Below are 12,775 nucleotides of genomic sequence, written 5' to 3'. Positions count from 1 at the left end.
TTGCGCTTACATTTAGTCCCGACTCGATAACGAATAGTGATCATCCCGGGGAGTCCCGTGCGCCACCGTTCCAGCGGCCGATCGCTGTCGACCGACCGCGCCACGCCGGGCCCGCGGTACCGCCCCGCCATGGGCCCACGCGGCCGCGCCCGGCGCTGGAGGATCGGCGTCCCCGTGCTGGCCCTCGTGACCGGGTTCGTGCTGGCCGCCCCGGTCGTCGCCGGCTCCGGCTCGCCGTCGGGGACCGCGCTGGACGCCTCGGCGGCCGCACGCTCCGCGGACTCGCCGGTGGTCATGGGCCTCGACGGCCGTCCGACGTCCTCGACCTTCGCCAGCGCCTCCGCCTGGCTGGCGCTCGACGGCGACGGCGCCGCGCGGGTGGAGATCCCGGTCAGCAGATCCGGTCGCGAGGTGCTGCCTGCCGAAACGACGGCACCGGCGACGACGCCCGCTCCGGCGCCGGCGCCGGCTCCGGCTCCGGCTCCGGTCGAGGCTGCGACGCCCCCGCCGGCCGCCGTCCCGGTGCCCGATGCCGTACCCCCGACGGCCACCACCGCCGCCCCGGCCCGACCGGCGCCGTCGACCACCCCGCCCGTTCCCCCAGCGCCGAGGCCCACGCTGGCCGGTACGCCCGCTCCCCCGCCGCCGGCCCAGCCGGACCGCGCGGGGCAGGTGCTGGCGCTGGTGAACCAGGAGCGCGCGGCCGCCGGCTGTTCACCGGTCGCCGCGGACCGCGGGCTGGCCGCGGTCGCCGCCGCGCACAGCGCCGACATGCGGGACCGGAGCTTCTTCGACCACGTCAACCCCTCGGGTCTGAGCCCCTTCGACCGCGCCTCTGCCGCCGGCGTCTCCGCCCGGGCGGAGAACATCGCCCGCGGGCAGGCCGACGCCGCGGCGGTCATGGACTCGTGGATGAAGAGCGCCGGGCACCGGGCGAACATCCTCGACTGCAGCCTCACGCGGCTCGGCGTCGGCATCGCCGACGGCGGCAGCGGGCCCTGGTGGACCCAGCTCTTCGGCTGACCCCTCGACCGGCGGTGTGGTGCCGGCCGGCTCAGCCACCCGCCGCACCCCAACTGCGCGGAACGTGGCCCTCCCGCACGGCTGGGAAGGCCTACTTCCCCGCAGTTGCACGCCGGATCTGCGCCCGGACCCGCGCCACCAGAGCGGCCGGGTCGCGCAGGTCGGTCGCGGTCACGTGCACGACGACCCAGCCGGCGGCCGTGAGCCCGTTCAGCCGGCGACGATCCCGCGCGAACTGGCCGGCCTCCGCGTGCCAGGCGCCGTCGTACTCGACCGCCACGCGGACGTCCGGGTAGGCGAGGTCCACCCGCGCCAGGAACGCCCCGTCGGGGCCGCGCACGACGTGCTGCGGAACCGGTGGCAACCCAGCCAGCGTCAGGATGACGCGTAGCCGCGACTCCGGCTGCGACTCGGCGCGGGGATCGGTCAGCTCCACGGCCCGGCGGGCCTGCCTCGATCCCCGGCCGCGGCGCACGCCCGCCGCCTCCCGCAGCCGGTCCGCGTCGACGAGACCTCGGGCCAGCAGGACGTCGAGCGCCGCCACCGCGTCCGGATGGGATTCCCACCGCGCGATGTCGAGCGCCGTGCGGACGCGGCTCGTGCAGCGCCATCCCCCGGAATACGCGACGTCGGAGGTCGGCAGCGAGATCCGTCGCACGCGCATGCCGTCGACCGGGCCGAACCGCACCTCCGCCGGCACGGTGACCTCGACCAGGCCGCGCCGGTCGGCGAGCTCGGTCGCACCGTGCAGGTAGGCGGCCGTACGACCGCTGAACACAGCCGACGGCGGCACCAGGAGGCGCGCCCCGCGGACGCGGACGCCGAACGAGTCCGGGAGTTCGGCATCGGCGTAGACGCCCCGGAACACCCGTCGCCAGGCAGAACTCCGCAGGCAGTCGGATGACAGCAGTCCGGCCGCCACCACGTCGCGCTTCCGGAAGACGGCCCCCCGGAGCGCGGGCGGTCGGAGAGCGGCGGGCACCGCAGAAGGGTGCCGGAGCGGCGCGGGTCCGCGCCGGCCCCGTCCACAGGCACCAACTGCGGGGAACGAGGGCTGCCCACGCCCATGGGGACGCCAACTTCCCCGAAGTTGGGTCGGGGCGGCGCGCCGGATCCAGGACGTGCGGCGGCCCCCGGACCCGGGAAGGGTGCGGGGGCCGCCGTACGTCAGGGACTACCTCAGGCCATGGCCTTCTTGAGGTTGGCGTCGATCGCCGCCAGGAAGTCCTGGGTCGTCAGCCACGGGCTGTCCTTGGAGATCAGCAGCGCGAGGTCCTTGGTCATCTGGCCGCTCTCGACGGTGTCGATGCAGACCCGCTCGAGGGTCTCCGCGAAGCGGGTCACCTCGGGGGTGTTGTCCAGCTTGCCGCGGTGGGCCAGGCCCCGGGTCCAGGCGAAGATCGACGCGATCGGGTTGGTCGACGTCTCCTTGCCCTGCTGGTGCTGGCGGTAGTGCCGGGTCACCGTGCCGTGGGCGGCCTCGGCCTCGACCGTGCGGCCGTCCGGGGTCGCGAGCACCGAGGTCATGAGGCCGAGCGAGCCGAAGCCCTGGGCCACGGTGTCGGACTGCACGTCACCGTCGTAGTTCTTGCAGGCCCAGACGTAGCCGCCCTCCCACTTGAGCGAGGCGGCGACCATGTCGTCGATCAGCCGGTGCTCGTAGGTGATGCCGGCGGCGTCGAACTTCTCCTTGAACTCGGCCTGGAAGACCTCCTCGAAGATGTCCTTGAACCGGCCGTCGTAGGCCTTGAGGATCGTGTTCTTCGTGGAGAGGTAGACCGGGTAGCCGCGGTCGAGGCCGTAGTTCAGCGAGGCCTTCGCGAAGTCGCGGATCGACTCGTCGAGGTTGTACATCGACAGCGAGACGCCGGCGCCGGGGGCCTGGAAGACCTCGTGCTCGATGGGCTCGGAGCCGTCCGAGGGCGTGAAAGTCACCGTCAGGGTGCCCGCCGAGGGGAACTTGAAGTCGGTGGCGCGGTACTGGTCACCGAAGGCGTGGCGGCCGACGATGATCGGCTTGGTCCAGCCCGGCACCAGGCGCGGGACGTTCTGCATGATGATCGGCTCGCGGAAGATGACGCCGCCGAGGATGTTGCGGATCGTCCCGTTCGGGGAGCGCCACATCTTCTTCAGGCCGAACTCCTCGACCCGCGCCTCGTCCGGCGTGATCGTCGCGCACTTGACGCCGACACCGTGCTTCTTGATGGCGTTGGCGGAGTCGATGGTGACCTGGTCGTCGGTCGCGTCGCGCGACTCCATGCCCAGGTCGTAGTACTCCAGGTTCACGTCGAGGTACGGGAGGATCAGCTGGTCCTTGATGAACTGCCAGATGATCCGGGTCATCTCGTCGCCGTCGAGCTCGACGACGGTGCCCTCGACCTTGATCTTCGCCACGTGCGCGTTCCTTCTCTCTGCTGGTGGTGACCCTCTGGAACGGCCCCCGTCCCGGGTCCCGCCCCGAGCGTGCGGGGGGTGGGGAGGACGGGGGTCCTCCTTCAGAGGTCGGCTACGTCAGCCTGCTTGGCGCGCACGGCCTCGGCTGCGTCGCGCAGCCCGGCCAGCTCGCTCTCGGACAGGTCGCCCTCGACGACCCTCCGCACTCCCTGTCGGCCGATCTCGGCCTCGACGCCCAGGTAGACGCCGCTGATCCCGTACTCGCCGTCGACCCAGGCGCACACCGGCATCACGGCGCCGGAGTCCTCGATCACGGCCCTGGCCATGCGGGCCGCCGCGGCCGAGGGGGCGTAGTACGCCGATCCGGTCTTGAGCAGCGCCACGACCTCGGCCCCACCGTTGCGGGTCCGGTCGACCAGGTGGTCGATGCGGTCCTGCGCCATCACCTCGGACAGCGGCTTGCCGTCGACGGTGCACCGCGAGGGCACCGGCACCATCGTGTCGCCGTGCGAGCCCAGGGTCAGCGTCGTCACCGACGACACCGGGACCCCGAGCTCCTCGGCCACGTTGTTGGTGAAGCGGGCGGTGTCCAGCATCCCGGCCTGTCCCATGACGCGGCCCTTGGGGAACTGCGTCGCCAGCTGGGCCAGGGCGGTCATCTCGTCCAGCGGGTTGGAGACGACGATGACGACGGCGTCGGGTGACGTGGCGGCGACGTTCTCCGCCACCTGCCGCACGATGCCGGCGTTGGTCTCGATGAGGTCCATCCGGCTCATGCCCGGCTTGCGCGGGATGCCCGCCGTGATGACGACGACGTCGGACCCCTCGGTGCCCTCGTAGGAGCCGCCCCCGACCCCCACCACCCGGGTCTCGAAGCCCTCGATCGGCCGCGACTGGTTGATGTCGAGGGCCAGGCCCTCGGGCTTGCCCTCGACGATGTCGGTGAGGACGACGGTCTCGAAGACGTCGTACTCGGCGAGACGGAGAGCGGTCGTGGAGCCGTAGAACCCGGCGCCCACCACGGTGACCTTGCCGTTCCGAGGCTTGTCTGCCATGGCCGCCAACCTAGCGCCGCGGACGCCGCCGCGCCTCAGCGGGTGCGCCGCGGGACTCAGAGGCTCGGGATCGCCAGCGTGATGGTGGTCAGCGCCAGGCCGGCGGCGGCCAGCAGGACGACGTCCACCGGCCGGCTGCGCACGGCGAGGAAACCCACCCGGCGTTCCGGGAGGAAGAGCCGCAGGAGCGCCGCCCCCACCAGCGCCAGCCCCATGACGGTGAGCCCTCTGCGCCAGTGCTCGACGGTGACCAGCGCCAGCCCGACCACGACCACCGCCAGCACGGCCAGCAGGGGCAGCTGGCGGACCAGACCGGCGACGAAGGGCCGGCGGACGTAGAGCGGCGGACGGCCCTCGCTCACGCCGAGAGCGCCTCGACAGCAGCCGCCTGCTCGGCGGCCAGGACGACGTTCTGCAGCAGCATCGCGCGGGTCATCGGGCCGACACCGCCCGGGTTGGGCGCCACGTGCCCCGCGACCTCGACGACGTCCCTCGCGACGTCCCCGGCGATCTTGCCGTCCACGCGGCTCACCCCGACGTCCAGGACGGCGGCACCGGGCTTCACCAGGTCGGCGGAGATCAGTCCGGGGACGCCGGCCGCGGCCACGACGACGTCGGCCGAGCGCACGTGCGCTGCCAGGTCCCGGGTGCCGGTGTGGCAGAGCGTCACCGTCGCGTTCTCCGACCGGCGGGTGAGCAGCAGCCCCAGCGGACGCCCGACGGTGATGCCGCGGCCGATGACGACGACCTCGGCTCCGGCGATGGGCACCTCGTACCGGCGCAGCAGCTCGATGATGCCGACGGGGGTGCAGGGCAGGGCGCCCGGGACGTTGAGCACCAGGCGGCCGAGGTTGACCGGGTGCAGACCGTCGGCGTCCTTGGCCGGGTCCATGGCCTCCAGGACGACGCTCTCGTCGATGCCGGCCGGCAGCGGCAGCTGCACGATGTAGCCGGTGCAGGCCGGATCGGCGTTGAGCTCCTCGACGACGGCGAGGACGTCGGAGAGCGTGGCGGTCGCCGGGAGCTCGCGCTGGATGCTGGCGATGCCGACCTGGGCGCAGTCGGAGTGCTTGGCGTTGACGTACCAGCGGCTGCCCGGGTCGTCGCCGACCAGGAGCGTGCCGAGCCCGGGGCGGTGACCCGCCGCAGCGAGCGCAGCCACCCGGCCCGTCAGTTCCGAGCGGATCGCCGCCGCCGTCGCCTTGCCGTCCAGGATCGTCGCGGGCACGCCGCACAGTCTGCCGCACGACTGTCAGGACCGGTGCCGCGGTCCTAGGCTCGGTGCGGGCGCACCAGCCCGACCCGAGCCGGAGGTGCGGCATGACCCAGCCCGAGCAGAGTCCCGCCGGAGCGACCGCGGCCTCCGGCGGCCCGCCCGCGGCGACGACGCCGGTGTACTCGGCCGAGCCCGTGCCCTACCGCGGCCCCGAGAGCCTCGGCGGGCTGCTGCTGATCCTCGCCGGGATCGTGGCCGCGGTCAGCCTGGCGCTGGACTGGCTCGCGGACGTCGACGGCACCGGCTGGGACCTGGTGCGGGACGGCTTCGAGGACCTCGACGCGGTCGTCGACAACGGCCTGTGGCAGCCGCTCGCGGTGGTGCTCGGCGGTGGCGCGCTGCTGGTCCTGGGCATCCTGATGTGGCTGCCGGCGCGCTCGCACCGCTTCCTCGGCCTGTTGGGGCTGATCGTGAGCGGTGTGATCGTGTGGGCGGTGCTCGTCCCGCTGGAGGACGCCGGCTGGGAGTTCGACGACTTCGGCCCCGGCTTCTGGTGCGCGATCGCCGTCGCCGTCCTGGGGCTGCTGGGCAGCCTCAAGGCCCTGCTCACCGGGAAGCGGTACCGCTAGCGAAGGCATGCCGGTCCGGAGCGCCGCACAGCGCTGGTGCGCCGGGGGGTCTCGCGGCTCAGCGTCGCCCGGCCCCGGCCAACGCCTCCGCCAGGGCCGGCTCGAGGTAGGGCGCGAGCGTCCTGGAGAACGTGGCGGTCATGTGGGACGCGTCGTAGTAGACGAGGACGCCACCGATCACGCTGTGGCACGTCGTCTCCTCGCACAGCATGTCGTTGAGGTCGACGGCCGCGATGTCCTCGTCGCGCTGCTCCCGTGCTGCCTGCACGAGCGGGTCCTCCGGGACCCACCGACCCCTCGGGCCCGAGCACGTCTCGAAGTCCTCGGGGTTCGCGGCGATGCAGTCCGGCACCGACGACAACGTCGCACCCGGAGTGGCGGTGTCGTGCAGCACCAGGACGGGAAGGTCCGCGGCCGACCAGGCAGCCACCGGGCCCCGGTATCCCTTCACCCACTGGTCGTGGCTGTCAGCGGCATCGTGCCCGACGGCGGGACGGCCGTTCCTCTCCGAGACGACGACGAGGTCGAAGTCACCGTCCACGGTCTGGTCCACCACGCGAGCCGACCGATCGAGGCACCCCTCCGTCTTCCGCTCGGAGTCCCACTGGACGGGAGTGGTGCTGATGGTGCACTCGGACGCCAGGAACGTGGTGATCCGCCAGCTGCGCCGCTCGGCGATCGTCTGGAGGGCCGGCAACCAGTGACCCGCATGGGAGTTCCCCACGAGCGCGATGGAGACGTCTCCGTCGGGATCACCGAACACGCACTGCCGCAACTCGGTGAAGGGTGCGGAGGTGAAGCAGTTCCGGCCGTAGGCCTCGGACCTGTCGTCGAGGGCGTGCGCGGGGGCTGGGACGACCTGGCCGGCGTCCGTGGTCCCGCAGCCGGCGTCGGGCGCCATGGCGGCTGCGCCGAAGCAGGGATCGCCGCCGGAGATCGCCTGGAGGAGCTCTTCCCTGGCCTGCGACTCGTTGCGGCTCACCTCTGCCAGTTGCACGGCACCCACGGCCAGGACCACGGCCATGCCCGCCGCAGCCACGGCGAACGTCCGCCGGAGAGGTGCCCCGCGGCGCCCGTTCCGCCATCGGTCCTCGACGAGCCTCTTCGTCACTCCGGCGAGCACCACGGAGAGGACGAGAACGGTCACCTTGTCCAGCCGCCCGAGGTGGCCGCCGCTGACGTGCGGCAGCAGGACGATCAACGGCCAGTGCCAGAGGTACACGGAGTACGACCAGTCGCCGAGCCCCTGCACCGGACGTCGATGGAGCACCCGCCCGGGGCCGAACCGCCCCTCCGGAGCAGCCGCCGCCAGCACGGCGACCGCTCCGAGCACGGGCAGCAGGGCCGCCACGCCAGGGAACGGTGTGGCCGCCGAGTAGGTGAGGGCAGCGAACCCGATCGTCGCGTAGCCGAGCCACGCCAGTCCGATCCGCGCCCGGCCCGTGCCCATCCGGGTGCTGCGCCCCGAGATGGCCAGCGCGAGGAGCCCGCCGGCCGCCATCTCCCAGATCCGAGCCGGCGTGACGAAGTACGCCGCTGCGGGTTCGGTCGCCGTCGCGTGGATCGAGTAGGCCAGCGATGCGACGACGAGCAGTGCCACGCCACCTCCGCCGACCACGCGCAGGGACAGACCGGTCCAGGCCGCCAGCCCCGCCATGAGCAGGATGAACACCGGCCACAGGAGGTAGAACTGCTCCTCGACCGACAGCGACCAGAAGTGCTGCACGGGAGACGCGGCGGCACCGGCGAGCAGGTAGTCGACGGACGTGGAGGCGAGCTGCCAGTTCTGCACGTACAGAGCGGAGGCGATGATCTCCCTGGCCGTCGCGGCCCACTGCGTCTCCGGGGCCACCACGCGGGTGGCGACAGCGGTCGCCGCGAGCACGAGCAGGGACGCAGGCAGGAGCCGCCGAACGCGACGAGCCCAGAACTGGGCCAGGTCGCGGGCACTCCCCGGGGGATGCATCCACAGGTGCGACGTGATCAGGAAGCCTGAGATCACGAAGAAGACGTCGACGCCGACGAACCCACCCGTGAGTCGGTTCGGCCACAGGTGGTAGAGGACGACCAGCCCGACGGCCACGGCACGCAGGCCCTGGATGTCCGCGCGAAAAGTCGCTCCGGCCGGCGCGGCGGTCCGTGCAGGACTCACCGGGGCCGGCGGTGCGACGGCGGTCGCCGTGCCGATGAGGAGCGTCACGAGGACGAAAAGTACCGACGCCTACGGCGGGCGATCCGTGGACGCGCGGGCTGATCCAGCAGGGATTCAGACCTCCACGCCCGTGCTCACCACGCGGACCACGTCACCCCCACGCCCCACCCATCACTGCCCGTCCGGTGCGTGGACGTGCGCCCGCGGGCACCCGTCAGCCTTCGACGAGCGCCCCGTGCGCACGGGCGAACTGCACCGCCTGTGCCAGGTCCAGCCGGACGCCGGTCAGTTCGAAGGCGAGCCAGTTGACCGCGTCCGTCGAGGCGCGGCGCAGGTCGGTGCCGCGCAGCTTCGCGCCCTGCATCCGTGCCCGGTCCAGGTCGGCGCCGCTCAGGTCGCACTCCCGCAGGTCGGCGTCGGTGAAGTCGGTCTCCCGGAATCGCTGGCCCGACAGGTCCAGCCCGGACAGGTCGGCGGCACGCAGGTTGGCGTAGCTCCAGTCGCACTCCGTCGCGGTCATGGGCCGCAGGTGCGCGCCGGGGAACTGCGAACCGGTCAGCTTGCAGCCGTCCCAGGTGACGTCGCGCAGCACGGCCCGGTCGAACCGGCAGGAGAGGAACGCCGACCCGGAGTGCCGCGAACCGCTCAGCCGGACACCGGTCAGCACGCACTGGTCGAACACGCAGCGACGGGTGACGAGCTCCTCGAGCGAGGCGTCGTCGAACCGGCACCGGGTGAAGGTGACGCCGTCCAGCTCGGCGCCCCACCAGTCGACCCGGGCGAAGTCCGCGCCCTCCACCTCCGCCCCCGGCTCCGGCGGGCCGACGTGCGGGCGCGACGAAACCATCAGTGCGCGAAGTGGCGGGTACCGGTCAGGTAGAGCGGCACGCCGGCGGCGGCCGCCGCTGCGACGACCTCCTCGTCGCGCACCGACCCGCCGGGCTGGACGACGGCGCGGACGCCGGCGTCGAGCAGCACCTGGAGACCGTCGGCGAACGGGAAGAACGCGTCAGAGGCCGCCACCGAACCGGTCGCCCGCTCCCCCGCCCGCGCCACGGCCAGCCGCGCGGAGTCCACCCGGTTCACCTGGCCCATGCCGACGCCGACGGTCGCCCGGTCGTGCGCCAGGAGGATCGCGTTGCTCTTCACCGCGCGGACCGCCCGCCAGGCGAACACGAGGTCGTCCAGGCCGGCCGCGTCCAGGGGCTCCCCGGTCGCCAGGGTCCAGGTCGTCGGGTCGTCCCCCGCGGCGTCGATGCGGTCGGTGGCCTGCAGCAGCAGCCCGCCGCTGACCGGCCGGAGCTCCGCGGCGGCCCCGGGCAGGTGCGGCAGGCGCAGCAGCCGGATGTTCTTCTTGCCGGTCAGCACCCGCAGCGCGTCGTCGGTGAACGACGGGGCGACCACGACCTCGGTGAACACCTCGGCGACCTGCTCGGCCATCGTCAGGTCGATCTCGCGGTTGGCCGCGATGACGCCGCCGAAGGCCGACAGCGGGTCGCACGCGTGCGCCTTGCGGTGCGCCGCGGCGATGTCCTGCCCGACCGCGATCCCGCAAGGGTTGGCGTGCTTGATGATCGCCACGCACGGGTCCGCGTGGTCGTGCGCTGCCCGCCACGCGGCGTCGGTGTCGACGTAGTTGTTGTAGGACATCGCCTTGCCGTGCAGCTGCTCGGCGTGCGCCAGCCCGGGGACGGTGCCGCGGTAGAGGGCGGCGCCCTGGTGCGGGTTCTCGCCGTAGCGGAGCACGTCGGCCCGCTCCCAGCTCGCGGCGACCCACTCCGGGAAGTCGGTGTCCGGGTCGGGCGCGAGGACGCTGCCCATCCAGGAGGCGACGGCGATGTCGTAGGACGCGGTGTGCCGGAACGCGGCGACCGCCAGGCGGCGGCGCTGCTCGAGCGTGAACCCACCGTCGGACACGGCGGCCAGGACGTCGTCGTAGCGCGCGGGGTCGACGACGACGGCGACCGACGGGTGGTTCTTCGCCGCCGCGCGCACCATGGCGGGCCCGCCGATGTCGATCTGCTCGACGCACTCGTCGGGCGCCGCGCCGGAGGCCACCGTCTCGGTGAACGGGTAGAGGTTGACCACGACCAGGTCGAAAGCGGCGATCCCCAGCTCCTCGAGCTGCGCCACGTGCTCGGGCCGGCGGCGGTCGGCGAGGATGCCCGCGTGCACCGAGGGGTGCAGGGTCTTGACCCGCCCGTCCAGGCACTCCGGAAAGCCGGTCACCTGCTCGACCGGGGTGACCGGGATGCCGGCGTCGGCGATCCGGCGGGCGGTGGCGCCGGTGCTGACCAGCTCCACGCCGGCGCCGGCCAGCCCGCGGGCCAGCTCCTCGATGCCGGTCTTGTCGTAGACGCCGAGGAGGGCGCGACGGATCGGGCTGCGGTCGCTCATCGGGAGCTGTGTCCTCTCGTCCCGGTGGCCACCAGGCGGGCCACCGTCTCCACCAGGAGCTCGCGCTCCACGGCCTTGATGCGTTCGTGCAGTCGGGACTCGTCGTCGTCGGGCAGCACCGGCACCTCGCGCTGGGCCAGCACCGGGCCGGTGTCCACGCCGGCGTCGACCGTGATGACCGAGGCCCCGGTGACGACGGCGCCGGCGGCGAGGGCGTCCCGCACCGCGTGCGCGCCCGGGAAGGCCGGCAGCAGCGCGGGGTGCGTGTTGACCATGCGGTCCCCGACGGCGACCAGCACGGCCGGTCCGACGATCTTCATGAAGCCGGCCGAGACGACCAGATCCGGATCGCAGGCAGCGATCTCGGCGGCCAGCGCCCGGTCCCAGGCGCCGCGGTCGGGGTGGTCACGGAGCGCGCAGACGAAGGTGGGGATGCCGCGGTGACGGGCGTGCTCGAGGCCGGCGGCCGGGCGGTCGGCCCCCACGGCGACGACGTCGGCGGGGTAGGCGGGGTCGTCCGTCGCGTCGAGCAGCGCGGCGCAGAGCGAGCCGGTGCCGGACAGCAGGACGACGACCCGTGCCCGAGACGTCGATCGCCCGGGGCTGCTCACCCCGCGACCCTAACCGCCGGCCCGGTCGGGCCTGGCGGGCGGCGTCAGGCGGCGGTGCGCCACCGGGTGGCCGTGGCCGCGAGCGCTGCGGCGATGCCGGCCTGCGCCGCGACGGCCACGCCCGTGGCCACCGGCGGCGCCCCCACCTGGGCGAGGCCGGCGTCGCCGAGCGAACCGCCGGCAGCCCGGACCAGGAGACCGCAGGCCCCGCCGAGGAGGACGCCGGCGAGCACGCCGCCGAGTCCGGCCACGACCGAGCCGCCGTCGCCTGCCGCGAAGCGACGGGCCAGGGTCCGTCCCGCGACCAGGCCGGCCAGCACGGGGATCGCCTGCGAGGCGAACGCCAGCAGGGGCACCGCCTGGGTGTCGGGCAGTGCGGCGAGCATCGGCAGCGCCGGCACCTGTCCCAGCGTCACGCCGTGCACGGACACGAACGTGCCGCTGCCCACCCAGAACCCCGGCCCCGCGGCCAGGCCCAGGACCGCCGCGGCGGCGTTGGGCAGCAGCAGCACCCCCAGCCCGAGGAGCCCGAGCGCTCCCGCGCCGGCTCCGCCGAGCCGGCCGGAGACGGCCGCGTACCCGTCGGCGTCGGCGGCCAGCGCGATCACGACGACGGCGAGGCACAGGGCGAGCGCGGTGAGCAGGCCGGCGAGGACACCGCGCAGCACCGGGCCGGTCTGCGACGGCAGCCGGCCGAGGGCGGCGTCGAGCGCGCCGGACTCCCGGCTCACTCCCCACCCGGCCGCGGCGACCGACAGGAGGGCGCTGCCCAGGACCGCGCGCGGCAGGCCGACGTCGGCGCCGGGCCCGTCGGCCACCAGCGCCAGGACCGCGGTGAGGACGACGTGAGCGCCGGTCAGGACACCGACGGCGCGCACCGCGTCCCGCGTGCCGGTGGGACCGGCGACCCGGACCACGACGCGGCCGACACCGGCCAGACCCCACGCGATACCGAGGGTGAGCAGCAGCGGAGCGAGCACGATCGGACCGGAGGCGACCGTGATGCCCGCCCCCTGGGCCAGCAGCCACAGCCGGGCGGCCAGCAGGACAGATCCGCCGGCGCCCGGCCCACCGGCGGGGTCCAGGGTGGAGACGACACCGACCGCCAGGGCCAGCACGCCGAGGCCGGCGACCGACACGACGACGGCCGCGGCGAGCGCGAGCCAGACCAGCGGGAGCGGTCCGTCGCCGTCGTCGGAACCCTTCCTGGGCAGACGTGCGAGCAACGAGACCACGGGGCCAGTCTCCCAAGAGGGCGGCGTCCACGGTCGCCGCACGCGCCCGGCGACCCGACAAAC

Annotated in this window: 12 protein-coding genes; 2 read left to right on the top strand and 10 right to left on the bottom strand. The window is 73.8% G+C overall.

Annotation, left to right across the window (positions count from 1 at the left end; all coding sequences use genetic code 11):
* Positions 1-129: 129 nt before the first annotated feature.
* Positions 130-1,023, top strand: coding sequence for a CAP domain-containing protein (locus RM425_RS03985; protein ID WP_311343863.1), 894 nt, complete (start codon positions 130-132; stop codon positions 1,021-1,023).
* Positions 1,024-1,114: 91 nt separating this feature from the next.
* On the opposite strand, the gene RM425_RS03980 is transcribed toward RM425_RS03985, so the two are convergent.
* The 5 genes from RM425_RS03980 to RM425_RS03960 all read right to left on the bottom strand — a co-directional run bounded on the left by RM425_RS03980 (position 1,115) and on the right by RM425_RS03960 (position 5,700).
* The gene (locus RM425_RS03980; RefSeq protein WP_311343862.1) at positions 1,115-2,005 is read right to left on the bottom strand and encodes a hypothetical protein; all 891 of its coding nucleotides are present in this window, start codon (positions 2,003-2,005) and stop codon (positions 1,115-1,117) included.
* A gap of 197 nt (positions 2,006-2,202) precedes the next feature.
* Positions 2,203-3,417 carry an NADP-dependent isocitrate dehydrogenase gene (locus RM425_RS03975; protein WP_311343861.1) on the bottom strand — a complete coding sequence of 405 codons (1,215 nt, stop codon included), beginning with the start codon at positions 3,415-3,417 and terminating at the stop codon, positions 2,203-2,205.
* 101 nt (positions 3,418-3,518) lie between these two features.
* Positions 3,519-4,472, bottom strand: coding sequence for a malate dehydrogenase (mdh, locus tag RM425_RS03970; RefSeq protein ID WP_311343860.1), 954 nt, complete (start codon positions 4,470-4,472; stop codon positions 3,519-3,521).
* A gap of 56 nt (positions 4,473-4,528) precedes the next feature.
* Entirely contained in the window at positions 4,529-4,834 is a 306-nt protein-coding gene (locus RM425_RS03965; protein ID WP_311343859.1) for a DUF3017 domain-containing protein, read from the bottom strand.
* Positions 4,831-5,700: a bifunctional methylenetetrahydrofolate dehydrogenase/methenyltetrahydrofolate cyclohydrolase gene (locus RM425_RS03960; protein ID WP_311343858.1), complete on the bottom strand. Its 870-nt coding sequence runs from the start codon at positions 5,698-5,700 to the stop codon at positions 4,831-4,833. Before RM425_RS03960 ends, RM425_RS03965 begins: the two co-directional genes overlap by 4 nt.
* A 92-nt stretch (positions 5,701-5,792) precedes the next feature.
* On the opposite strand from RM425_RS03960, the gene RM425_RS03955 reads away from it, so the two are divergent.
* A complete protein-coding gene (locus tag RM425_RS03955; RefSeq protein WP_311343857.1) occupies positions 5,793-6,317 on the top strand; it encodes a hypothetical protein in 525 nt (174 codons plus the stop codon).
* A 58-nt stretch (positions 6,318-6,375) separates the two neighbouring features.
* Here RM425_RS03955 and RM425_RS03950 read toward each other — a convergent pair whose 3' ends face one another.
* The 5 genes from RM425_RS03950 to RM425_RS03930 form a co-directional block, all read right to left on the bottom strand.
* Positions 6,376-8,517, bottom strand: coding sequence for an acyltransferase family protein (locus tag RM425_RS03950; RefSeq protein ID WP_311343856.1), 2,142 nt, complete (start codon positions 8,515-8,517; stop codon positions 6,376-6,378).
* A 166-nt stretch (positions 8,518-8,683) separates the two neighbouring features.
* Positions 8,684-9,316: a pentapeptide repeat-containing protein gene (locus RM425_RS03945; protein ID WP_311343855.1), complete on the bottom strand. Its 633-nt coding sequence runs from the start codon at positions 9,314-9,316 to the stop codon at positions 8,684-8,686.
* On the bottom strand, positions 9,316-10,866 hold the full coding sequence (purH, locus tag RM425_RS03940; protein ID WP_311343854.1) for a bifunctional phosphoribosylaminoimidazolecarboxamide formyltransferase/IMP cyclohydrolase: 1,551 nt from the start codon (positions 10,864-10,866) through the stop codon (positions 9,316-9,318). The genes RM425_RS03945 and purH overlap by 1 nt, the downstream gene beginning before the upstream one ends.
* Positions 10,863-11,477 carry a phosphoribosylglycinamide formyltransferase gene (gene purN, locus RM425_RS03935; protein WP_311343853.1) on the bottom strand — a complete coding sequence of 205 codons (615 nt, stop codon included), beginning with the start codon at positions 11,475-11,477 and terminating at the stop codon, positions 10,863-10,865. Before purN ends, purH begins: the two co-directional genes overlap by 4 nt.
* Positions 11,478-11,521: 44 nt before the next feature.
* Positions 11,522-12,712 (bottom strand): cell division protein PerM, encoded by a 1,191-nt coding sequence (locus tag RM425_RS03930; RefSeq protein WP_311343852.1) that lies wholly within the window; start codon positions 12,710-12,712, stop codon positions 11,522-11,524.
* Between the last annotated feature and the right edge of the window lie 63 nt (positions 12,713-12,775).

The sequence above is a fragment of the Blastococcus goldschmidtiae genome (genome assembly GCF_031845325.1).
Lineage (GTDB): Bacteria > Actinomycetota > Actinomycetes > Mycobacteriales > Geodermatophilaceae > Blastococcus > Blastococcus goldschmidtiae.
This window is presented reverse-complemented; position numbering and strand designations above follow the sequence as displayed.

Excerpts from the sequence above, each read along its gene's own strand:
- mdh (WP_311343860.1), bottom strand. The coding sequence starts at position 4,472 with ATGGCAGACAAGCCTCGGAACGGCAAGGTCACCGTGGTGGGCGCCGGG.
- RM425_RS03985 (WP_311343863.1), top strand. The coding sequence starts at position 130 with ATGGGCCCACGCGGCCGCGCCCGGCGCTGGAGGATCGGCGTCCCCGTG.
- RM425_RS03945 (WP_311343855.1), bottom strand. The coding sequence starts at position 9,316 with ATGGTTTCGTCGCGCCCGCACGTCGGCCCGCCGGAGCCGGGGGCGGAG.
- purH (WP_311343854.1), bottom strand. The coding sequence starts at position 10,866 with ATGAGCGACCGCAGCCCGATCCGTCGCGCCCTCCTCGGCGTCTACGAC.
- RM425_RS03955 (WP_311343857.1), top strand. The coding sequence starts at position 5,793 with ATGACCCAGCCCGAGCAGAGTCCCGCCGGAGCGACCGCGGCCTCCGGC.